General features: G+C 44.5%; 18 protein-coding genes. 9 read left to right on the top strand and 9 right to left on the bottom strand.

Annotation, left to right across the window (positions count from 1 at the left end; translation table 11 throughout):
• Nucleotides 1-5: 5 nt before the first annotated feature.
• Complete coding sequence (locus L3V43_RS12740) at nucleotides 6-1790, top strand: GGDEF domain-containing phosphodiesterase (protein WP_010607044.1); 1785 nt, start codon at nucleotides 6-8, stop codon at nucleotides 1788-1790.
• A 43-nt stretch (nucleotides 1791-1833) separates the two neighbouring features.
• Here L3V43_RS12740 and L3V43_RS12735 read toward each other — a convergent pair whose 3' ends face one another.
• Nucleotides 1834-2889, bottom strand: a complete 1056-nt coding sequence (locus tag L3V43_RS12735; RefSeq protein WP_102057640.1) for an arginase family protein — start codon at nucleotides 2887-2889, stop codon at nucleotides 1834-1836.
• Between the two features lie 18 nt (nucleotides 2890-2907).
• Entirely contained in the window at nucleotides 2908-3411 is a 504-nt protein-coding gene (gene rraA / locus L3V43_RS12730; protein ID WP_010607046.1) for a ribonuclease E activity regulator RraA, read from the bottom strand.
• Nucleotides 3412-3569: 158 nt separating this feature from the next.
• On the opposite strand from rraA, the gene L3V43_RS12725 reads away from it, so the two are divergent.
• The 4 genes from L3V43_RS12725 (at nucleotide 3570) to L3V43_RS12710 (ending at nucleotide 7737) form a co-directional block, all read left to right on the top strand.
• Nucleotides 3570-4094, top strand: coding sequence for a phosphatase PAP2 family protein (locus L3V43_RS12725; protein ID WP_010368944.1), 525 nt, complete (start codon nucleotides 3570-3572; stop codon nucleotides 4092-4094).
• Complete coding sequence (locus L3V43_RS12720; RefSeq protein ID WP_010607047.1) at nucleotides 4091-5143, top strand: MJ1255/VC2487 family glycosyltransferase; 1053 nt, start codon at nucleotides 4091-4093, stop codon at nucleotides 5141-5143. The genes L3V43_RS12725 and L3V43_RS12720 overlap by 4 nt, the downstream gene beginning before the upstream one ends.
• Before the next feature lie 105 nt (nucleotides 5144-5248).
• The gene (locus L3V43_RS12715) at nucleotides 5249-7129 is read left to right on the top strand and encodes a methyl-accepting chemotaxis protein (protein WP_102057638.1); all 1881 of its coding nucleotides are present in this window, start codon (nucleotides 5249-5251) and stop codon (nucleotides 7127-7129) included.
• Nucleotides 7130-7218: 89 nt separating this feature from the next.
• Nucleotides 7219-7737, top strand: a complete 519-nt coding sequence (locus tag L3V43_RS12710) for a GrpB family protein (protein ID WP_102057637.1) — start codon at nucleotides 7219-7221, stop codon at nucleotides 7735-7737.
• On the opposite strand, the gene L3V43_RS12705 is transcribed toward L3V43_RS12710, so the two are convergent.
• From L3V43_RS12705 to priA, 5 genes are all read right to left on the bottom strand, one after another.
• Nucleotides 7734-8108: a DUF971 domain-containing protein gene (locus tag L3V43_RS12705; protein ID WP_102057636.1), complete on the bottom strand. Its 375-nt coding sequence runs from the start codon at nucleotides 8106-8108 to the stop codon at nucleotides 7734-7736. The genes L3V43_RS12710 and L3V43_RS12705 overlap by 4 nt on opposite strands.
• A gap of 49 nt (nucleotides 8109-8157) precedes the next feature.
• On the bottom strand, nucleotides 8158-9486 hold the full coding sequence (gene hslU, locus L3V43_RS12700) for an HslU--HslV peptidase ATPase subunit (RefSeq protein WP_010607051.1): 1329 nt from the start codon (nucleotides 9484-9486) through the stop codon (nucleotides 8158-8160).
• 11 nt (nucleotides 9487-9497) lie between these two features.
• The gene (gene hslV, locus L3V43_RS12695) at nucleotides 9498-10016 is read right to left on the bottom strand and encodes an ATP-dependent protease subunit HslV (protein WP_010368932.1); all 519 of its coding nucleotides are present in this window, start codon (nucleotides 10014-10016) and stop codon (nucleotides 9498-9500) included.
• Nucleotides 10017-10086: 70 nt separating this feature from the next.
• Nucleotides 10087-10617, bottom strand: a complete 531-nt coding sequence (locus tag L3V43_RS12690; protein WP_010368930.1) for an SPOR domain-containing protein — start codon at nucleotides 10615-10617, stop codon at nucleotides 10087-10089.
• Nucleotides 10618-10630: 13 nt separating this feature from the next.
• On the bottom strand, nucleotides 10631-12802 hold the full coding sequence (gene priA / locus L3V43_RS12685; RefSeq protein WP_237116611.1) for a primosomal protein N': 2172 nt from the start codon (nucleotides 12800-12802) through the stop codon (nucleotides 10631-10633).
• A gap of 214 nt (nucleotides 12803-13016) precedes the next feature.
• On the opposite strand from priA, the gene rpmE reads away from it, so the two are divergent.
• Together rpmE and L3V43_RS12675 are read left to right on the top strand one after the other, a co-directional pair.
• Complete coding sequence (gene rpmE / locus L3V43_RS12680; RefSeq protein WP_010607053.1) at nucleotides 13017-13232, top strand: 50S ribosomal protein L31; 216 nt, start codon at nucleotides 13017-13019, stop codon at nucleotides 13230-13232.
• Between the two features lie 772 nt (nucleotides 13233-14004).
• Nucleotides 14005-15246, top strand: coding sequence for a malic enzyme-like NAD(P)-binding protein (locus L3V43_RS12675; RefSeq protein ID WP_069020522.1), 1242 nt, complete (start codon nucleotides 14005-14007; stop codon nucleotides 15244-15246).
• Nucleotides 15247-15326: 80 nt separating this feature from the next.
• Here L3V43_RS12675 and metJ read toward each other — a convergent pair whose 3' ends face one another.
• Entirely contained in the window at nucleotides 15327-15647 is a 321-nt protein-coding gene (gene metJ / locus L3V43_RS12670; RefSeq protein ID WP_010368921.1) for a met regulon transcriptional regulator MetJ, read from the bottom strand.
• Between the two features lie 344 nt (nucleotides 15648-15991).
• Between metJ and metB the strand changes: the two genes are divergently transcribed.
• Nucleotides 15992-17212: a cystathionine gamma-synthase gene (gene metB / locus L3V43_RS12665; RefSeq protein ID WP_237116612.1), complete on the top strand. Its 1221-nt coding sequence runs from the start codon at nucleotides 15992-15994 to the stop codon at nucleotides 17210-17212.
• A 4-nt stretch (nucleotides 17213-17216) separates the two neighbouring features.
• Entirely contained in the window at nucleotides 17217-19565 is a 2349-nt protein-coding gene (metL, locus tag L3V43_RS12660; RefSeq protein ID WP_102057632.1) for a bifunctional aspartate kinase/homoserine dehydrogenase II, read from the top strand.
• 75 nt (nucleotides 19566-19640) lie between these two features.
• Here metL and L3V43_RS12655 read toward each other — a convergent pair whose 3' ends face one another.
• Nucleotides 19641-22097, bottom strand: coding sequence for a PBP1A family penicillin-binding protein (locus L3V43_RS12655; protein WP_237116613.1), 2457 nt, complete (start codon nucleotides 22095-22097; stop codon nucleotides 19641-19643).
• Nucleotides 22098-22106: the final 9 nt, after the last annotated feature.

Genomic DNA, 22106 nt, shown 5'->3' with positions numbered 1-22106 from the left:
AAATTATGCTTTCAATTTCAACAGCTAGTGGCGGAGCCACGGAATTATTGCTGTCTGAAGGAATAGCGATACTAATTACGCCAATGATGGCTGGCATGGCCGGAGCCATTGTAATGGGGGCGTTAGCATTAATGTTGCAGCGCCCCTCTGGTATGCTCAAGCTGGCTCACCTTAGCAGTGCAACACTTGCAATACTGCTCGCCTTTACGGGCAATATCACTACATTACATTTACTTACTCTGACGATACTCCTGTATCTATTCCATGGCTTACAGGAGCACAAAAGTGGCTTATTGTTGATAAGTGCTGCTGCGATAATCACTTTGGTAATGTGGACTGTGTCTGAATATCTATGGACATTTCCTGCCCAGCATGGCGCAATTGTCATTGTGTTTATGTATATTCTTTTCCTTGCCTATCAAGCGTATAGCAGCGCAAATGAATTTGAATTGAAAGAACACAATGATGACCACACCGAGCATGAAAGTTTGGGGTTACCTGGTCGGCAAAGTTTTAAACGTGCTTTTAATGAATATCGCCAAACGGAAGGGAGCCCTTGTATGCTCGTGCTAGTCCGTCTCATGGGTTTCGAGCAGGTAAATTTTCATTTAGGGCGTGAGTTTGGTGACTTGCTGCTAGCTCAGTCGGCTAATCGTATTGCACAATGTTTGCAATCAGGCGATGTTATGGCCATCACTCATGGCAATGAAACTGCGAAAATGGCGCATCTAGGTGGTCTTAACTTTGCGTTTGTATGTTCGTTAAAGCATGGTAAGCACTTTCATGAGCAGCTGATAGAGGAAATATCAAACAGCACTTTAAAGCCATTCAATGTTGGTAGCTGTACGTTAGAGATCATGATGCGTGCGAGTTATGTGAATTGCGATGAAGAAATGGGGCAGCTTGAGAACCTGATTTCTTGCGTGTTTTTAGCGCTAGATACACAATCAGAAGCGCATCAGCATAGCCATCAACAGGTCGTGCCGTATCAACAACGTATGCAAATTCATCGGCTGGAGCAACAGGTTAGGTTGTCGGAGTTAGCTAAAATCAACTTTAGATCTGAATTTGAGCTCTATTTTCATCCAGTCGTTCGTCATGAAGATAACAGCATTGAGTTTGTTGAATTACTGTTGCGTTGGCAGCATCCAAAGCAAGGGATTTTAAGTGCCAATGAATTTATTGATGATATTCGTTTAGTTGGACTTGCCATTCCCGTTGCTGAATATGTATTAGAGCGTGCATGCGAAATTGCATTGGCACTGAAAATGGAAGGGATCAGCGTTCCCATCAGTATTAATGTCTTTGGTGCTGAGCTCTTGAGCGAAAGCTTTATCGAGTTTATTGACTACACTATGCTCAACCATCAGTTAAGCCCTGGCGCTATCATTATCGAGTGTCCAGCTAGTATGCTTGCCGAACTAGATGAGCAAGAAATTGCGATGATCAGTCGTTTGAAGAACTTGGGTGTAAAAATGTGTGTCGATAGCTTTGGTGATGCGCCGCTGGTACTTGCTAAATTACCCGCACTGCGTTTTGAGTACGTGAAACTGTCGCGCAATATGACGCAAGAACCAGAGCATATGGGGCATACCAAATCCTTGGTAAAAGGCATTGTAGAGATGCATCAAGAAAAGCACTGTCGCGTGATTGGCGAGGGTATTGAATCTCTCGGGCAACTCGAGTTTGTAAAAAGCATTGGCACGGTGGCAGCGCAAGGGTTTTACTTTTCTCGACCACAGAACAGCAATATTTTGATCAGTTGGCTGAAACAAAGGCTGCCTCAATAACTAGGAGCGCCTTACCTTTACATTGGTTTGGCTGTGACAGTGTTTAGCACCTCTGTTGACGGGTACTTAAATAAGCGTTCGCAAGGTTTGTTAGTATTTGACCACAATGTTCGATACCCGCCTGCTCACCAAGTGGGTGTCTAGCCGGGGCTGCTTCACATAAGTGCAAATATTTAGCATTTCGAGCCTGAGCCATACGGTAAACAAAATATTCGGCATCGCTACTTGTGAAGCCTTGATAGGTCAGGGCGCTTGCAGGCATACCGACGATGGCATCAACGTCTAACTCTACGCCTAATGGAATGTCGCTTGGCATCGTTGCCAACGCTTTGTCGAGTGATGCGGATAAACTCTGAGTTTGCCTGGTTTTTATCGCTTGATAACTTGAAAATCCGAATCCAGCGTTTTGCAATTGAGTAAGGATTGTTTGGTTATTTTTGTGCTCGTGCAAGCCGATGACATGATAATGCGACAAACTACCAGCTTGATGCGCGTAACTGAAGCCATTACCGCTATGTCGCCCTTCACAAGCTCGAAAGTCAGCATGAGGGTCAAAGTTGATAGCACCAGCGGCACGCTTGCTGGCCTCAAAATGTGCCTGCAAAATACCAAAAGCATTATTATGACCACCACCAATGATAATTGGCTCCAAGCCTGCAGCAAAGATAGGTGCTAGGGTTGCAATAACTTGGTTGTCGAGGTCAGCACAGAGAGTGCGCAGCTGCGCTAGCTGTTCGCTATTAGCGTTATCGAGCGATAGTGCACGCGTTTGAATAGCGAGGGTATCCACCTCGCCTAGCAACAAAACCTTATCGCCTGACAAAAACTGGTTATCGGGCTGATTCAAAAAGCGTTTTAAGAAGGCTTGCCAACCGAGCTCGGCGCCGCCTTGCCCGCAATTGGCGCGCGGACCTATATCCTCGGGGATCCCCAACAACACGTAACGGATCCCAAATTGGGCCGCGTCTCTAAGCGAAGCCGCGTAGTCATGATCACATTGTAAAAAGCTTATGCTTTGCCAAATTCTGGTTTCACCGGCTCTTGCACTGACAAAAGTGGCAATATTACTTTCATCATATATACGGACTGCTGTACTCATGACTGTTACTTCTAGCGCTTAATTGTCTTCGTTATCATCTTCTAAAATTAACTCTTCCGCAGAGATGATAATGCCGGTGGAGTCGGCGTAAACAAAATCATCTTCGTAAAAAGAGACACCTGCGAAATTAACGGGAATGCCGACTTCGCCGCTGCCACTGCTATCTGCTGCTACTGGGATAGAAGCGATTGCTTGAATGCCAATATCGCTTTCTTCTAATTCATCAACATGGCGCACCGCGCCGTAAACGATGATGCCTTGCCAGTTGTTCTCGACCGCTAGCTCAGCTAAATCAATATCAACCAGTGCACGACGAGTTGAACCACCACCATCAACGAGCAGCACACGACCAGTACCGTCTTGTTGTAGTACATCTTGGATTTGCTCATTGTTTTCAAAACATTTGACGGTAGTGATACGACCACTAAATGACGTCTGGCCGCCAAAATTGATGAACATAGGCTCTAGCACATCAACCACATCAGCAAAGTGGTCGCAAAGATCAGAAGTGCTGTATTCCATATTGAATCCTCGAATATTGATTGTCGATAACCAGTATACTCTCATACTTGTGCTTAGCAATGCTTTGATTCAACTTACATATTTGTGTCTTAAAAGTGTCACCTATTTGTTATTTTGCTCTTCTATGCTGATATTGTGAGCAATTAGGCGTGACTCGAATGATGAAAGCAAAACTAGCCGAGCTGGACGCTGCATTATACTTTGTGGTGTTTTGCCCTAAACCAAGAAACTGGTTTAGATTGATAGCATTAGGTCTATCCAAAAGTGGCAACGGTGGACTCTATGTGTTGGTCGCAATTGCGTGCGCTCTGTTTTTGGAGCAGCTAGGTCAGCAATTTGCACTCACCGTGATTTTGGCCTTTGCAATTGAAAGGCCGCTTTACTTCTATCTAAAAAATCGTTTTGCACGATTACGACCATGTGACTGCTACGCAGTGAAAGCCTTGTTGACGCCGAGTGATAAGTTTAGTCTGCCCTCGGGGCATAGTGCTGGCGCTTGGCTATATGCGACTTGCTTGATGGAGCAAATTCCACTAGCTGCGTTTCCGTTGATGATTTGGGCTTCAGGAGTGTCATTGTCACGCGTAATTGTAGGGGTACATTATCCACTTGATGTGGTGCTTGGTGCGGCAATGGGTGTTGCCTGTGCAAGTTTAGCGATAGTGATATTAGGAAGCGTATGAAAATACTATATGGTGTTCAAGGAACGGGAAATGGCCATACGACTCGAGCTCGGGTAATGGCAAATTGCTTTCGCAACATGGGAATTTCTGTTGACTACTTTTTTTCTGGACGTCCTTCGGAAAACTATTTCGATATGCATGATTTTGGTGATTATCGCAGTTGCCGAGGGTTGTCATTCGTTACCGAGCGTGGCCAGTTAAATCGTTTAAAAACTTTTCAGTCGCTCAAGTTTGGTGAGTTTATTCGCGACGTTAGAAAATTAGATGTATCAGGTTATGATTTGATCTTTAACGACTTTGAGCCTGTCAGTGCGTGGGCAGGAAAGCTGGCAAAGGTTCCGGTGATAGCAATGAGTCATCAAGCGTCATATTTATATGATGCTGTTCCACAATTTGCCGTACAGCCTTGGCACAAAGCCCTGATCCGGTATTTTGCACCAGCTGATATTCATCTTGGGGTGCACTGGCAACCGTTTGATAAGCATATTATTCCGCCTTTTATTCCTTACGAGGCTGAGCAGGAGCAATGTGCATCGATAATTAACAAAGTTTTGGTTTATCTGCCGTTTGAAGCTTTGGATAGCATTATTGAGTTGTTAAAAGATTTCCCTGATAAGGAGTTTTACTGCTATCACCCGGATGCTGACAATGCTTCTTTGCAACATATTCACCTGAGAAAACCGAGTCGTTCTGGGTTTATTCAGGACTTAAGAAATACCAGTGGTGTGATTGCAAATGCCGGGTTTGAGCTGTCTAGTGAAGCATTAAAACTCGGTAAAAAACTGCTACTTAAACCATTAGATGGTCAATTTGAACAGCAGAATAATGCGCAGACGCTAGCCGAGCTCGGTCATGCCCAAGTGATGAATTATCTCAATGCTGGGGCGCTGGAAGAATGGCTGCGAACAGACGCGAAGGCATCGTTTTATTTTCCATCCGATCCTAGCTTGCTAGTGGAGTGGTTGATAGGAGGTCAATGGCACAATATTGATTTATTGCACAATCAACTCTGGAATGGTGTTAATAATTTGTATGTAAAAGCGGCGTAAATATATTAATTTGTAATATGAACCCAGAATAATTACCTATTATGAGGCAAGGCTGAAAGGCTTCAGCTATACTTTAGCCAGTCTATTAACATTGTAGGTAAGCCGATGGCGGTATTAGAAAATCTGACTATCAGACGTCGTTTGCAAGTGAATGCATTAGTGGTAGGGATTGCCTTGGTTGTTATGTTAATTATGATCATGTACGAAGCTCGTACTATGCTGAAATTGAATGAAACCATTCAATATGCAGAAGAGCTCGACATTCATGAATTAGCAATGCGCAAACACGAGAAAAATTTCCTTTTTTACAAGCAGGTAAATTCACTCGATGAGTTTGAAAACGAGTATCGTGAGCTGCAAACTAAGCTCGCTTTGTTGCAAGGTACTTTTTCTGATTTTGATATCGATTTAGGTCGGATCAACGAATTTGAACGCTTAGCAAAAAGTTATTACGATGACTTTCAAAAAGTGGTGCAATTACAAAAAACAATTGGCTTGCATCCAAAGGATGCTCTTTACGGTGAGCTTCGTGGTGCGGTACACGAGGTAGAAACACTACTAAAAGAGCAGCAGAATTATCAACTCCTTTCAACCATGCTGCAGCTTCGTCGAGCCGAAAAAGACTTTATGTTACGTTTTGATACCAAATATCTTAAGCGTTTTGACGAGCTAGTTGCACAGTTTTCTCAGGAAATTCGTAGTGCTGGGTTTAACGCTCAATATCAATCTAAGCTACTTAGTTTATTGAGCACCTATCAATCCAAATTTGCGGGTTTAGTTCGAGCACAAGAAGCACTTGGCTTAGATTTAACGAGCGGTGCGCTTGGCAAGATGAAAGTGAGTGTTGAGAAAAGTGATGCGGTGGTCTCTGAAGTCGTGGAGCAGGCAAAGGCAGAGATCAAAGAAAACGTTGATAAAACTCAGATGCTTGCCATCGGTGTATTTGTTGTGGCTGGTATTATCGTGATGACTTTGGTGTTATCGACTAGTCGCTCAATTATTCAGCCCGTAGAGCGCGTTTATCAAACCATTGAGCGCATTCGTCGTGAAAATAATTTAAGTCTACAAATTGAACAAAGCGGTAATGACGAAATCACGATTATGACCCGTGATTTTAATAGCTTAATTTCTGACTTCAGAGATCTCATTGCTGATGTGAATGGAGCGTTGGCAACTATTAATGAAGCCACGGATCATTTAACGGAGACAACGGCCCAAACGAGTACTGGTATGGCTGAGCAGTTGCACGAAGCGGATATGGTTGCAACCGCTGCGACCGAGATGCAAGCGACGATCCAAGACATTTCTCATAATACGGGTGAAGCGGCGCATAAAGCCGAGACAACGAATGAAAATGCGCAACAAGGTCGCCGTGAGGTTACTGCAACAATTGAGCACATCATGCAGTTATCGGAATCGTTAGGTGGTGCTTCAAGTGTTGTTGCTCAGTTAGAGCGTGACGGTGAAACTATTGGCTCGGTATTGGATGTGATCCGTGGTATTGCAGAGCAAACAAACTTACTTGCGCTAAACGCTGCTATTGAAGCTGCACGTGCGGGAGAGCAAGGTCGAGGTTTTGCTGTTGTAGCGGATGAAGTTAGGTCACTTGCGCAGCGTACTCAAGACTCCACGCAAGAAATCGAAAGTATCATTTCTACACTGCAACAGCGTACACGAGAAGTGGTGAACATCATGGAACAATGTCGTGAACAAGGCAATGAAAGTGTGTCGCAAGCCGAAAAGGCTGGGGAGTTGCTCAGCATGATCACCCAAGATGTGCAAACGATTATGGAAATGAGCACACATATCGCGACGGCAATTGATGAACAAAACCAAGTTGCTTCAGAAGTGAATAAAAACGTGGTTAAGATCAGAGACATTGCGCAAGGTGCCTCAGAGCATGCTCACTCTAATGCGCAAAGTAGTGAAGAAGTCGCAGAGCAAGCGCGCGTATTACACGAAGCCGTGGCTAAGTATCAGGTATAAACACCAATTCAACCTGAGGTTCTTAATGTCAAAACCCCACTTAATTTTTAGTGGGGTTTTTATTTAGACTCAAGATAGGTATCGCTTAAATGAATACCAATGTAGCAGTGGTAAGTTACAATTCGGATTGGCCGCACCAGTTCAATAAAGAGAAACAGGCGATACTCGCTCATCTATCCAAGGCAAATGTAGCTGCTTTACACCATATAGGCAGTACATCGGTGCCACAGCTGTGTGCTAAACCAATAGTTGATATGCTATTGGAAGTAAATGACTTAGATAAATTAGACATAGAGTCAGAAAAACTGCGTGATTTAGGTTATGAGATAATGGGAGAGTTTGGTATTGCTGGGCGTCGTTATTTTCGTAAAGGCATAGCGTCTAGAACTCATCATCTGCATGCTTTTTTAGCCGGTTCTGATGGAGTTAAACGTCACCTTGCCTTTCGTGACTATTTAATTACTTTTCCAGATATAGCGAGGCAATATGCTAGGGTTAAGCAAGAAGCTGTAAACGCCTGTAACCAGAATATGGAGAAGTACATTGCATTTAAGAATGACTTTATTCAATACCATGAGCAGCATGCATTGCTATGGCGGTTTGGTTAAGGCACAAACTTGATAGGTACGCTGTCCTTTTGGGTTTTATACTCTTCTACAGCGTTTACATATTCCTGCCATAGCGCATCGTGTTGTGTAGCTATAGTGTATAAGTATTGCCAGCTGTAGAGCCCTGAGTCGTGGCCATCATCAAAAACAAAGCGTGCAGCATAGTGACCAACGGGTTCAATTTTCTTTATGGCGACATTCTGTTTGTTTAGCACGAGTTGCTTTTGCGCCGGACTATGCCCTTGCACTTCGGCGGATGGTGAATGTGTTCGTAAGAATTCGGCACTTAGCGTAAAACAGCGGCCGTCCTCAAAATAAGCATCGAGTACTTTACTGAGTTTATGGTAATGAAGTTTGGTGACTTGATACATAATTGGTATAACTCAAAAAGCGGAGCAAGGCTCCGCTTTTGATTTTAATTTACAGAATGAAGCGGCTTAAATCTTCATCCTGAACAAGCATGTCTAAATGCTGTTCAACGTAGGCGGCATCAATTGTCAAGGTATCACCGGCCTTTTCACTGGCATCGAATGAAATCTCTTCCATCAGTTTTTCCATCACAGTGTGAAGGCGACGCGCACCGATGTTTTCAGTTTTCTCGTTGACCTGATATGCAGCTTCAGCCAGTTTAGTGATAGCGTCATCGGTAAAGTCGATAGTGACGTCTTCTGTTTTCAGTAGCGCTTGTTGCTGCTCTGTAAGAGATGCATTTGGCTCAGTTAGAATACGTTTGAAATCACCCGCAGTTAGTGCTTCTAGTTCAACGCGAATAGGTAAACGACCTTGTAGTTCAGGGATTAAATCCGACGGCTTGGCCATTTGGAACGCACCTGACGCGATAAATAAAATGTGGTCGGTTTTTACCATGCCGTGTTTAGTATTAACGGTTGAACCTTCGATAAGTGGTAGTAAGTCGCGTTGTACACCTTCACGGCTAACATCTGGGCCAGAAGATTCTCCGCGCTTACAAATTTTATCGATTTCATCAATAAACACGATACCGTTTTGTTCAACTGACTCAATAGCTTGCTCTTTAAGCTCTTCTGGATTAACAAGCTTTGCAGCTTCTTCTTCAATCAATAGCTTAAGTGCTTCTTTAATTTTCAGCTTACGGTTCTTTTTCTTGTCACCCGACATGTTTTGGAACATGCTCTGTAGCTGGCTGGTCATTTCTTCCATACCAGGAGGTGACATGATCTCAACATGAGGCGCCGTTTCTGCGATGTCGATCTCAATTTCTTTGTCGTCTAACTGACCTTCACGTAGTTTCTTACGAAATACTTGGCGTGTTGACGAGTTTTCATTTGGCTGAGACTCACCCCAAGCGTCTTTTGCTGGTGGCAAAAGTGCATCTAAAATACGCTCTTCGGCGGCTTCTTCAGCGCGGAATTTGAATTTCTTGGTTTGCTGTTCACGTGTTAGTTTAAAAGAAACTTCGACTAGATCGCGGATGATGGTTTCAACTTCTTTACCAACATAACCCACTTCGGTGAACTTAGTCGCTTCTACTTTGATAAATGGTGCGTTAGCAAGCTTTGCTAGACGGCGGGCAATTTCAGTTTTACCTACACCCGTTGGGCCGATCATCAAAATATTCTTGGGTGTAACTTCTGCACGCAGCTCTTCATCAAGCTGCATACGACGCCAGCGGTTGCGCAGTGCAATCGCGACGGCTTTTTTGGCTTTGTCCTGACCGATAATATGTTGATCAAGCTCGTGCACAATCTCTCTTGGAGTCATAGCTGTCATGACGAGTCCTATTACAATTCTTCGATAGTTTGGAAATTATTGGTAAATACGCAGATATCGCCGGCGATCTTCAGGCTCTTTTCCACGATTTCTTTCGCACTTAAGTCGGTATTTTCAAGTAGTGCGGTTGCAGCCGCCTGTGCGAAGTTACCACCACTGCCGATAGCAATAAGATCATGCTCTGGCTGCACCACGTCGCCGTTACCTGTGATGATAAGCGAGGCGGTTTCATCGGCTACCGCAAGTAGGGCTTCAAGCCTTCTTAATGCTCTGTCGGTACGCCAGTCTTTTGCCATTTCTACGGCTGCTTTAGTGAGATGGCCTTGGTGCATCTCTAGCTTTGCTTCAAAGCGTTCAAATAATGTAAATGCATCAGCTGTACCGCCAGCGAAACCTGCCAGTACTTTACCATTGTATAGACGACGTACTTTACGTGCGTTGCCTTTCATAACTGTGTTACCAAGCGAAACTTGGCCATCACCGCCGATAACCACTTTGTCATCGCGACGAACACTAACGATGGTAGTCATAGTAATCCTTATCTGGGCCTGTGCCCGTGTAACTCTAGATTAGTAGGAAATATGGGTGGACTTATAAAAATCAAGTCCAGCCCCAAATCCCGCAGCCAAATATCCCAACGCGCTGCAATTTGTTTTTATCGCTTTCTGCTAAACGCTTGGTATCGTAGGGGCCAAGACGGACACGATACCAGACACCGTTACTCCCTTCGGTACGACGGATCTCCGCGATTAATCCAGCAAACGCAACTTTGGCTTTCATGGCTTCGGCTTGGCTATGGGTTCTAAATGAACCACACTGCATTTGATAGGGACCTTTGCTCTCGATCTCTTTAACCTCGACCTTGATTTCATGATTTTTAATTTCTTCAATGAACTCAGGTGGGCGAGGCTTTGGTTTACTAACCTTTTGCTCGGCAACTGGGTGTGGGTTTTTGGCTTGCTCTACTTCTTTAGGATCGGCATTGGTTTTTATAAACCAAAGACCGTAGGCAAACCCTCCGATTAGTAGAAATGCAAAAATAGCAGCAATAACAGGAAATTTCGCCGATTTTTCTGGCTTGTCTTTCCCCTTGCCTTTAGGTTTCTTATTGATGTAATCGTGCTGTGCCATAGGTTATTTGATTTTAATAGCTATCCATTGGATCAACATCTATGCTCCAGCGTACTCGATTGGCAGACTCATGCGTAGCGATATAGCGCGCAAGTTGCGAAAGGTAGTCCCGCAGCACAGTGCGTTGTTGTGCGTGTATGTGTAATTGATATCTGAACTTTCCAGCTATTCGTTCAAGTGGTGCTGGAATTGGACCCAGCAATTGTATACCAGGATAGGGGGTAGCTGGAACCAAATCCGACAAAAAGCGCAATACTGTATTTATATTTGTTGCCTCGGCGCGGATGATAGCTAAGTGTGCGAAGGGGGGAAGCATAGCTTCTTCACGCTCTTGTAAGGCATATCGCGCGAAGTCGCCATAACCATTATTAATTAAATCTTGCAATAATGGATGTTCTGGAAAATGCGTTTGCAATAACACGGCTCCCGCTTCACCGGCACGTCCGGCTCGTCCAGCAACTTGCGTAATGAGCTGTGCCATTTGCTCGGTTGCTCTAAAGTCACAAGAGTAAAGTCCTGAGTCCACATCCAAGATAATCACAAGGCTGACATCGGCAAAGTGGTGGCCCTTGGCAAGCATTTGAGTGCCGACCAGAATTCGCGCGCCACCTTGATTAATTTCTTCAAGGGCGCTTTCAAGGCTGCCCTTACGGCGCGTAGAATCTCGGTCAATGCGAGTAACGGGAATATCAGTGAAGCGTTCGCTTAAAAAGCCTTCGAGTTGTTCTGTACCAAGCCCTGTGGGCATGATTTGGGTGCTGCCGCAATCTGGACACTGTCTCGGTACAAAGTCCTGTTCACCACAATGATGGCATACCAAGCGGTTCATGTTTTTATGGTACGTGGCGCTGGTAGAGCAATGTTTACAGGTATTAAGCCATCCGCATTCGTGACACATCAATGTTGGTGCAAAGCCCCGACGATTTAGAAACACCATAACTTGCTTACCGCGAGCGAGTGTTTTTTCCATCCAATGTAAACTCATTGGTGAAAACCCGCCTTGTTCTGGCTGACCTTTCATGTCGACAAGGTGAAATTGGTTGTCGTGCTGGGTCTGCGCTCGTTTACTCAGTGTGACGAGTTGATATTTGTTGGTAATGGCTTTGTGTAATGTTTCTAATGCCGGTGTTGCTGTTCCCAAAAGCAAAGGGCAGTGTGCCTGATGCGCTCGAAATGCAGCGAGATCTCTGGCGTGATAGCGCAGGCCTTCTTGCTGTTTAAACGAGTTGTCGTGCTCTTCGTCAACGATGATCATGCCGAGATTTTGAAATGGCAAAAAAATGGCCGAGCGAGTACCGATAACCAAAGCGCTCAGACCCTTTTCGGCGCGACGCCAAGTATGTAGGCGCTCATTATCGGTTAGATTTGAGTGCCATAAATCAATGGGCAGGTTATTAAAGCGCTTTTTGAAGCGGTTGACTGTTTGCGGTGTGAGTCCAATTTCAGGCACCAAGATCAGTGCTTGTTTACCCGCTTTTATTATGTTTTCAAGGCTCTGTAAGTAGACTTCGGTTTTACCACTTCCCGTTACACCTTCGATTAAAAAGGTACGGTAACCGACTTGTGCATTAACGGCGCTGCAAATAGTCGCTTGCTGGTCGTTTAGGCGTGGCTTTTCGCCTAGCTGTAATTCGTTTTGCGACCAATCACTATCATGCTCAATAGATTGTGAGATAAGCGCTTTTTCTTCCAATGCTTTAATTGTTTGGCTAGCAAATCCGAGCGCTTTGAGTTCGCTTAATTTTATTGCGCCACCTTCATATAATTGGGAAAGCAGCGCTTGTTGCTTTTTGGCTCGCAGTGTTGGTAGTTTCTGCCCTTTTTCCGTTAATCTGACGATGGGGATCTGAGTTTTGTCTGGGCTTCCTCCATCTCTGAGTACCGCCGGTAGTGCTGTGAATAAGGTATCACCAATTGGATGACAGTAATACTGAGAGACAAAGTGTAAGAAGCTAAGTTGTGCTTGATTAAAGACAGGGTGCTCGTCCAACACCTCAATAATTTGCTTGAGCTTTTCTTTTGGTACATCGGTGTCGTCTTTTTTAGCAAGTGCAATCGCAGTGCAGCGACGGTTGGCAAAATTGACGGTGACTCTCATTCCTGCTTCAACTTGCATGGTTGGTGCTAGCAAATAGTCGAATGTTCGGTGCAGTGGCAGCTTTAAAGCTACTTCAAGAATGAGCATGTATTACAATTCCATAAAGTGAGCGCAGTGACGAAGTATATACCTAAGGTGGTACGAATTGAAAACGTACTCTGCGACGGTGATAAAAAACTCTGAAATATTGCTTGTAGATTGTTCAGTTAAGCACTAAAATACGCGTCCACATTTTTGTATAACTACGTATGGTGCCAGACTTCGGGTTTGGAGAGCGATACGGCCTTAACTAGAGGTTGCTATGAAAGAAGGTATTCACCCTAATTACGAGACGATCACTGCATCGTGCTCTTGCGGTAACAAGTTCGAAACTCGTTCAACGCTATGTAAAGATATTCACCTAGACGTATGTTCTGCATGTCACCCGTTCTACACTGGTAAGCAGAAGATCCTTGACACAGGTGGCCGTGTAGATCGCTTTAACAAGCGTTTCGGTGCACTTAGCAGCAAGAAGTAATCTTGTTGGTCTAGTCGAAAAAAGCACCTTTAGGGTGCTTTTTTTGTGCCTGTTTGAAAATACCTTCTCGATTTATACATCCTATTCTGCATCAGCAGATAGACCGTCAGTCATCCCGTCTTATTGTGTCTTTTATTCTTCTAAAATAAAAAACTTGCCAGTTTGGCAGCAAAACTTTACTGATCTCTTGGGTAGAGTAAAAACTCTATTTAGCAGATAAATATTGAACATTTACGAGCTTAAGTTGTGAAAATAATCAAAGCTCATATAGTAAATACTATCAGGTATGAGCACTTAATATAAACTAAAGTCAGTATATTGCGATTAAATGTCGGTATCTTGACGTTAAAGTTAGTTAAGTTGCTATTTTCTTATTGTTTTTATAGTTGGTGTACATTTGTGCTAATTTTATACATTCTGTGCTGGTTTTAGCGTCTTGTTTTTTAAGTTTTAGTCATTTTATTTGTGAAATATTTCTTAAAATTGAGCTTATCTTCTCGGAAAAGTATAGAAAATACCATGCTAGTGGATAGACCTGATTTTACTTGAATAATGAGCAAAACTCGGTATTGTGTGAATACGGTCGATTAACTATATGTCCTATTGACATACCGCGACAGCAAAGCACATACGCTTGTTGAGTGGTTGAATGTCGTCGCTCATATAGTTAATCGCACTGTGTGTTGCTGTAACCAGCTAGCTAGGTTGCCAACATTCAGAATGCGAACGTTTACCACACTCTCACATTAACTTCGTAGGAAAATATCGCGCCATGACAGACTTTCGTCAACAAGCTCTAGATTATCACGAGAAGCCCGTTCCAGGTAAAATCAGTGTTGAACTCACTAAACCTGCCGAGACCGTAAAAGACTTGGCACTTGCATACAGCCCAGGTGTTGCAGAGCCAGTACGTGAAATCGCGGCTGATCCGGCGAATGCATACCGTTACACGGGTAAAGGAAATATGGTTGCGGTGATCAGTAATGGTACGGCAATTCTTGGCTTGGGTAACTTAGGTCCTTTGGCGTCAAAGCCTGTTATGGAAGGTAAGGCACTATTATTTAAGCGTTTTGCGGGCCTTGATTCAATCGATATCGAAGTTAAGCACAACACCACTGAAGACTTCATCAATACTGTGGCAAATATCGCAGACACATTTGGTGGTATTAACCTTGAAGATATTAAAGCGCCAGAGTGTTTTGAAATTGAGCGCGCGCTAATTGAACGTTGTGACGTTCCTGTATTCCATGATGATCAGCACGGCACTGCAATTGTAACCGCTGCGGGTATGCTGAATGCGTTGGAAATCCAAGGTAAAGATATTCATGATGCGATTATTGTGTGTCTTGGCGCGGGTGCAGCCGCTATTGCTTGTATGGAATTACTGATCAAATGCGGTGCCCAACGTGAGCACATCTATATGCTGGACAGAAAAGGCGTGATCCATACTCGTCGTGATGACCTAAATGAATACAAAGAGCTGTTTGCAAACAACACGGATAAGCGTACGTTACAAGACGTGATTGCGGATGCGGACGTATTTGTTGGTGTTTCTGGCCCAGACTTACTTTCTGCTGAGGATCTAAAGCTAATGGCTGACAAGCCAGTGGTATTCGCTTGTTCTAACCCAGACCCTGAGATCAGCCCTGAAGTTGCACACGGTGCACGTAATGATTTGATCATGGCGACAGGCCGCTCGGATTATCCAAACCAAGTAAATAACGTACTGTGTTTCCCGTTTATCTTCCGTGGTGCCCTTGATGTACGCGCAACCGCTATCAATGACGAGATGAAGATTGCAGCGGTTGAAGCAATTAGAACGATTGCGAAAGAGCCTGTACCTGCTGAAGTGTTAAAAGCGGCTGACGTAGATAGTCTAGAGTTTGGTCCTGAGTATATTATTCCAAAACCAATGGATCCACGTTTGTTACCTCGTATCGCAAAAGCGGTAGCGGTAGCTGCAATTGAATCAGGCGTGGCACAAATCGATATGCCAGCTGGATATATGGAATAGTACCATTGGTATTATTCAAATGAAAAAGCCTCGATTGAGGCTTTTTTTGTGTCTGTATTTCCAGAGCGAAAGAGCAGTTATCACTCTTCGTTTATTTCTGGGATCTCCAAACCGCGCTCTTCCATTATTTGTCTTACCTCTAAAGGAATACGCTCTGGATTATCTTTTCTCAAGTCTTCATCGCTCGGCAGTGGCTGACCTGTGAAGGCATGTAGAAACGCCTCACATAAAAGCTCACTGTTCGTGGCATGACGTAAGTTATTCACTTGGCGACGTGTACGCTCATCAGTTAGCACTTTGAGTACATTCAGAGGTATGCTCACCGTGATCTTTTTTACTTGCTCTGCTTTCTTACCGTGTTCTGCATATGGGTGAATATACTCACCGTTCCATTTTGCCATAATTGTGTACTTGCCTCAGTTACATCAATGCCAATATGACTGGGTTCTGGTCTACATTATTCACCAACCGCATGAATATAGGGATAACCTTACGAATTAAAGATAAATCCCAAACTCAAATAGATGAATAAACTAATCCGCCATAGCGAGATAGAAGAATCTCTGCCATAGTTTTCAATAACTCAGTCGTATTAGCAACGCCTAGAGTGGCGAAATTTTATCGGTTTAAAAAAGATAGTCAAATACTAGTTATTTAGCCATTTAGCAGTATAAATGTTTTGACTTCTGGTTTCTGTTGCTCTAACCTTTTAGACGTCTAAACATCCAACTATCTAGGTGACCTTATGAGTCAAGTTAATAAATCGACGGTAGCAGTGCGTCACGGTATAGAAGCTGATAAAGCGCATGGGGCAGTAGTGCCACCGCTTTACCTTTCTACCACCTATTCTTTTGCCGATTTTGATACCAAACGCGACTACGATTATGGCCGCAGCGGTAACTTTAATCGTGATGTGCTTGCACAGGCACTTACCGAACTTGAAGGTGGTGCTCGTAGTATTATTACCGCCACTGGCATGGCTGCCGTTCACCTAGTAACTCAACTGCTTAACCATGACGATACGCTGGTTATTCCACATGACTGCTATGGTGGTAGCTATCGCTTGTTTACATCGCTTGCAAAGCGTGGATTGCTCAAATTAACAGTCTTGGATCTCACGCAACCTGAAAGTCTTGCGCAGCTGCAGCAGATCAAACCTAAATTAGTTTGGATTGAAACACCAAGTAACCCAATTTTGCGGTTAACGGATATAGAAGCTGTCGTAAATGCAGCACACGCTGTGGGGGCTTTGGTCGCCGCTGACAACACCTTCTTGTCTCCTGCATTACAAAACCCCATTGCCTTTGGCGTGGATGTCGTCGTGCATTCAACCACTAAATATATCAATGGTCATTCTGATGTAGTGGGGGGCGCGGTGATCGCGCGTACACAGGAATTGGGTGATGAGTTAGCTTGGTGGGCGAATAATATCGGTATTACCGGTGCACCTTTTGACAGTTACCTTACCCTACGTGGACTGCGCACCTTAAATGTGCGTTTACGCCAACATCAAGAAAATGCTCAGCTTATTGCAGAATATTTAGAAAAGTCGCCGTATGTTAGCCAAGTTTATTACCCTGGCCTTGAGTCGCATCCTCAACACGAACTTGCGAAAAAACAACAGCTCGGCTTTGGTGGCATGGTGAGCTTTGATATCAAAGGCGATCTGCAAACATCTGCGAAGTTTTTAACGTCTCTAACGCACTTTTCATTGGCAGAATCTTTAGGTGGGGTTGAGAGTCTTATTTGTCATCCAGCGACGATGACACACGCGGGTATGGATCCGCAAGCACGTTTAGAAGCGGGAGTGGGCGACACGTTGATTCGTATTTCTGTAGGCATTGAAGATGCACAGGATCTCATTGCAGATCTGGAAGCGGGATTTGCATGTATTGATGAAAGTCAGGCGAGTGATGATGCTAAGTCATTCAAATTAACGCCTGCACATACAGTAGCGTTGTGGTGAGTAAATGGCAAAAGTAGTACATAAGTTTGGTGGTTCGAGTTTAAGCTCGCCAGAGCGTTATCAGGCGGTTGCCAAGATAGTGTTAGAGCAATGTCAACTAGGTGACAGTGTTGTGGTTTCTGCTGCAGGAAAAACAACGAATACCCTAGTGAAGTTATGGCAAAGCTTTGAGCAGCAAGATGTTCGCGCATTCAACGATGTTTTATTACAAGTTGAAAATCATCAACGTGAATTAATTGATGCCCTGTTTGTAGGTGAACAACACAGTGTGTTACTCAAACAGCTTGTCAATGAGCTGCAAGCAATCGCTTCAGGACGAGAAGAACAGCATCTTCACTACGCGAGTTTACTTGCACATGGAGAGCTATGGTCGGCTCGTATATTAGCAAACTACCTAAGTTCTCAAGGTATCGAAGCCAAAGCTATCGACGCTCGTACGTTATTTGTACAACAAGAGGGGGTGTTACTACACGCCCATAACAAAGAAGCGTGCTATCGCGCAATTGATGATCACGCTATCTATATCGTTACCGGTTTTATTGCCGCAAATGCACAAGGTGAAACGGTGACTTTAGGCCGAAATGGCAGTGACTATAGCGCGACTTTGTTGGCAAGTTATCTTGATGCGGCTCAAGTATCAATTTGGACGGATACAACGGGTGTATTCAGCACTGATCCACGTAAAGTCGCCAATGCCATAAAATACACAAAGGTATGTCGTGGCCAAGCTGAATTACTCGCACGATTAGGTAATCCAGTACTACATGCAAAAACGCTGTCTCCACTTAAAGATACCGATATAAAACTGCAAGTTCGCAGCAGCTTTGACGCCGATGCACTTGGCACTGAGATAGTAAAGGCAGGCTATAGCAAAGAGAAGCGCTTTATTACCACTTTTGGACAACTTGACCTGTTACGCGTTGAGCAGCTAAAAAGTGGTGAAGTGAAACAGCTAAGCCAGCTTATTCAGCATAGTATTCATCATTTTGTTAAAGGTGGAGAGGCACACTTACTGGTGCCATCTGAGTTTAGCCATGTTGTGATTAAAGCGCTGGATTCGCGAGCCAATATTATTGAGTCGCAAGTACAAGGCTTTGCTATTGTTGCCCCAAGTCAGGATGTTGCTGGCTTACATCAGCAAGCTCTGGAATTATTGGATGAACATGCGATTGTCACCCGTTTTGTGCTGCAAGAGCGCCATTACAGCTTAGTGTTAACCGATCAAGCAATTGATAGCGATCTACTTGCTATATTGCACGAACGTTTGGTCAATAAAGGCAGAGAGCTTGCTGTGATTGTAGCTGGTGTTGGCAATGTGGGTGAAGTGTTTATCGAACAATGCAAAAACCAAGTCGCTAAGCTGAGTGAGCACTTTGATCTTAAGTTGGTTGGCTTACTGCGTTCTAAGCAAATGTTGTTCTGTCCAAGCGGGTTGAATTTAGCATCGTGGCAACAGCAATGGCAAAATGAGGCCATCGAATATAATGAAGCAGAGCTATTCACTCGTATTAAAGAGCTAGATTACGAGCATAAAGTGGTGGTCGATATTACTGCGAGCGAGCGTTTCAGCGAGTTGTATCCGCAGTTTGTTGAACATGACTGCCATTTGATCAGCGCTAATAAATATGCCGGCACGGCACAACAAGGTTGGTACTCCAAGCTGCGTCAGCAGTTACAAGAGCGTAACCTGTTATGGCGTTACAACACCAGTGTTGGCGCAGGTCTACCCATTAACTTTGCGTTGGCTGATCTGCAAAATAGTGGCGATGAAGTGGTGAGAATTGAAGGCGTCTTTTCCGGCACTTTATCTTGGCTGTGTAGTCGCTATGATGGTTCTGAAGCATTTTCTGAGCTAGTGCTCGGGGCGCAAGAACTTGGTTTTACTGAGCCCGATCCGCGCGAAGATCTATCTGGCCGTGATATGCAGCGTAAGCTTTTGATCTTAGCAAGAGAGTTAGACATTGAACTTGAGCTTGACGATATTGAATTAGAGGCGTTAATGCCTGAGTCATTGAGCGTGGGTTCATGGCAAACGTTTTTAGAAAATCGCCAGCAACTCGATGACTTTTATGCGACACACTATGCAAAGGCCACAGCGAATGACGCAGCGCTTCGTTATACTGGTGCGCTTGAAATTGCAAGCAATGGCAAAGTGTCTGCAAAAGTAGGCATTGCACAGGTACCAAATGGCTCGGCAATCGCGAATTTAACGCCGGGTGATAATATTTTTGTGATCCACACTAAATGGTATGAACAAAATCCGCTGGTGATCCAAGGCCCGGGGGCAGGTAAAGAAGTGACAGCAGCGGGAATACATTCCGATTTATTCTGGCTGACGCAAAATCTAAAATAACTCTTTTAAGAAAATAGATATAATACAACTGGTATAAGACAAAAATGCCGATACATCTGTATCGGCATTTCTATTTTAGAATAACTCTTCGTGAGTCGGTAGCGGCGCGGTATCGTCAAACGGTGTGCTGCTATCCGTATCCAATACGTACTTGGTTGGGGCCGTACCTTGCTCGAAATATTCAAACCGAGATGTGTAATCGTTCTTGCGAGACAAAAGCCCTGTCTTTAAGTCAATCCGAGTTGAAATAAGCCCTGGTGGCGGCTCTATCGGAGCCAAAGGCTCGTCTTTAAGCGCCTCACGCATAAAGTCTATCCAAGCAGGTTGTGCTGAAATCGCTCCGGCTTCTGCGCCAACAAGTTGATTATTACCAAGGTTAGCGTTGTAGGCCGCACGACCCAAGGATTTACTCGCATCGTCAAAGCCAACCCAGACTGTGGTGAGGACATTACGGTTAAAGCCCGTAAACCAAGTATCTACTGAGTCATTGGTGGTACCCGTTTTTCCAGCAAGGTCACGACGTTTTAACCATTGACCACGCCAGCCAGTGCCGCTCCAGCCCGTATCGTGTTTCCAACTACCACCACCCCAGATAGCACTGTGAAGCGCATCAGCAATCAGAAATGCGTTTTGCTCCGAAATCACTTGCGGTGCACAGCGCTCAGGTTGTTCTTCCATCTGCTGTTCGTCGCAGACCAATAGCGGCTCTGCAGAACCCAGCTCAGTGCCGAATGAGTCGGTAATTTTATCGATAAAATACGGCTCAATGAGGTGACCGCCGTTGGCAAAAGTGGCCATGCCGCGCGCCATTTCAATAGGAGTCAGTGCAGCACTACCAAGTGCCAACGACTCGCTGCGATTAATATCTGCGTCTTGGAAACCAAATTTAAGCAAATGATCAGCAGCCTTATTTATGCCAACGCCTTTGATCAAACGAACAGATACCACGTTTTTCGATTGTGCAAGCGCTCGGCGAATACGGATTGGGCCGTTATACACTTCAGGGCTATTCTTCGGACGCCAAGCCACGCCAACGCTTCTGTCCCAATGATTAATCGGGGCATCATTAAGAATGGTGGCTAGGGTATAGCCATTTTCTAACGCGGATGAATAAATAAAAGGTTTGATGTTCGAACCCACTTGGCGCTTAGCTTGGGTAGCACGATTGTATTGGCTAAGCTCAAAGCTGTAGCCGCCCACAATCGCCTTTACACGCCCATCCTGCGGGTCAAGTGAGACAAGTGCACTGGATGCCTGCGGCAACTGACTTAACATCCAGCCGTCGTCTTGTTTGCGTACAAACACTTGCATGCCCGGCGCGAGGATATCCGCGGTTGTTTTTGGTGGTAGGCTTTGACGCGTTTCACTGATGTATTGTCTGGCCCAACTTAGGCCTGACCATTCCAATGTAATTTGCTCACCGGTCTTTAAGAGCAGGTCGGCCGTTTTTTCTGCAATGTTTAGCACTACAGCGGCTTTTAACGGTCCAATTTCATTGACCTTTTTAAGGCGAGTAATAATGCCTTCACGGCTTAGCGGCGATTCCGTTTCAGCATGCCAATAGATTTCTTCTGCGCCTCTAAAGCCGTGACGCATATCGTAGGCATGTAAATTATCAACTAATGCATGCTGAGCAGCCTGTTGCATGTCTGATTCCACACTGGTGTAAACTTTCATGCCAGAGTTGTAAGCCTTATCAGTACCATAACGCTCAACCATATAGGCGCGAACCATTTCAGAAATATAAGGTGCATACAGCTCGATTTCGGCGCCATGGAATTTAGCCGTGATAGGAGCTTGTGTCGCCTCACTATATTCTGCGCGGGTAATATACTTTTCAGCAAGCATTCGTCCGAGCACAACATTCCGGCGCAATTGCGCGCGCTCTGGGTTACGAATTGGATTTAACGCAGAAGGCGCTTTTGGCAGGCCTGCAATCATTGCCATTTCTGCTAAAGTTAATTCTGATAGTGAGCGACCGTAGTAGACTTGCGCTGCAGCACCGATACCAAAGGCGCGATTGCCCAGTTCAATTTTGTTTAAGTAAAGCTCAAAAATTTCATCTTTCGTTAATAGTTGCTCAATATGCAACGCAATAAAGATTTCTTTCACTTTACGAATATAGGCTTTCTCTCTTGTTAAGAAGAAGTTTCTGGCAAGTTGCATGGTGAGCGTACTGGCTCCCTGCTTTTTTTGCCCTGTGGTGATAAGCACTATAGCGGAGCGGACGATACCTATCGGGTCTACGCCGAAATGATCGTAAAAGCGGTTATCTTCTGTCGCTAAGAATGCCTTTCGCATGGGGAGTGGAACATCCTGCAAACGTACAGGGATCCTGCGCTTTTCACCAAATTGATTGATGAGTTTTCCGTCTCGTGTAAAGACTTGCATGGGTGTTTGTAGTTGAACATCTTTCAAAACCTCTACACTTGGTATGTCAGATTTGACATAATAATAAAGACTGATAAGTGTCAACACGCCTAAAAGGGTACAAACAAAAACGAATTGTAAAAATCTTTTCAATAATTTCACGGAATTATC

The sequence above is a fragment of the Pseudoalteromonas sp. L23 genome, from assembly GCF_021728455.1.
GTDB lineage: Bacteria > Pseudomonadota > Gammaproteobacteria > Enterobacterales > Alteromonadaceae > Pseudoalteromonas.
This window is presented reverse-complemented; position numbering and strand designations above follow the sequence as displayed.

What these genes read in the sequence shown, in the direction of transcription:
- L3V43_RS12740 (WP_010607044.1), top strand. Translation starts at nt 6, where the DNA reads ATGCTTTCAATTTCAACAGCTAGTGGCGGAGCCACGGAATTATTGCTG.
- L3V43_RS12735 (WP_102057640.1), bottom strand. Translation starts at nt 2,889, where the DNA reads ATGAGTACAGCAGTCCGTATATATGATGAAAGTAATATTGCCACTTTT.
- rraA (WP_010607046.1), bottom strand. Translation starts at nt 3,411, where the DNA reads ATGGAATACAGCACTTCTGATCTTTGCGACCACTTTGCTGATGTGGTT.
- L3V43_RS12725 (WP_010368944.1), top strand. Translation starts at nt 3,570, where the DNA reads ATGATGAAAGCAAAACTAGCCGAGCTGGACGCTGCATTATACTTTGTG.
- L3V43_RS12720 (WP_010607047.1), top strand. Translation starts at nt 4,091, where the DNA reads ATGAAAATACTATATGGTGTTCAAGGAACGGGAAATGGCCATACGACT.
- L3V43_RS12715 (WP_102057638.1), top strand. Translation starts at nt 5,249, where the DNA reads ATGGCGGTATTAGAAAATCTGACTATCAGACGTCGTTTGCAAGTGAAT.
- L3V43_RS12710 (WP_102057637.1), top strand. Translation starts at nt 7,219, where the DNA reads ATGAATACCAATGTAGCAGTGGTAAGTTACAATTCGGATTGGCCGCAC.
- L3V43_RS12705 (WP_102057636.1), bottom strand. Translation starts at nt 8,108, where the DNA reads ATGTATCAAGTCACCAAACTTCATTACCATAAACTCAGTAAAGTACTC.
- hslU (WP_010607051.1), bottom strand. Translation starts at nt 9,486, where the DNA reads ATGACAGCTATGACTCCAAGAGAGATTGTGCACGAGCTTGATCAACAT.
- hslV (WP_010368932.1), bottom strand. Translation starts at nt 10,016, where the DNA reads ATGACTACCATCGTTAGTGTTCGTCGCGATGACAAAGTGGTTATCGGC.
- L3V43_RS12690 (WP_010368930.1), bottom strand. Translation starts at nt 10,617, where the DNA reads ATGGCACAGCACGATTACATCAATAAGAAACCTAAAGGCAAGGGGAAA.
- priA (WP_237116611.1), bottom strand. Translation starts at nt 12,802, where the DNA reads ATGCTCATTCTTGAAGTAGCTTTAAAGCTGCCACTGCACCGAACATTC.
- rpmE (WP_010607053.1), top strand. Translation starts at nt 13,017, where the DNA reads ATGAAAGAAGGTATTCACCCTAATTACGAGACGATCACTGCATCGTGC.
- L3V43_RS12675 (WP_069020522.1), top strand. Translation starts at nt 14,005, where the DNA reads ATGACAGACTTTCGTCAACAAGCTCTAGATTATCACGAGAAGCCCGTT.
- metJ (WP_010368921.1), bottom strand. Translation starts at nt 15,647, where the DNA reads ATGGCAAAATGGAACGGTGAGTATATTCACCCATATGCAGAACACGGT.
- metB (WP_237116612.1), top strand. Translation starts at nt 15,992, where the DNA reads ATGAGTCAAGTTAATAAATCGACGGTAGCAGTGCGTCACGGTATAGAA.
- metL (WP_102057632.1), top strand. Translation starts at nt 17,217, where the DNA reads ATGGCAAAAGTAGTACATAAGTTTGGTGGTTCGAGTTTAAGCTCGCCA.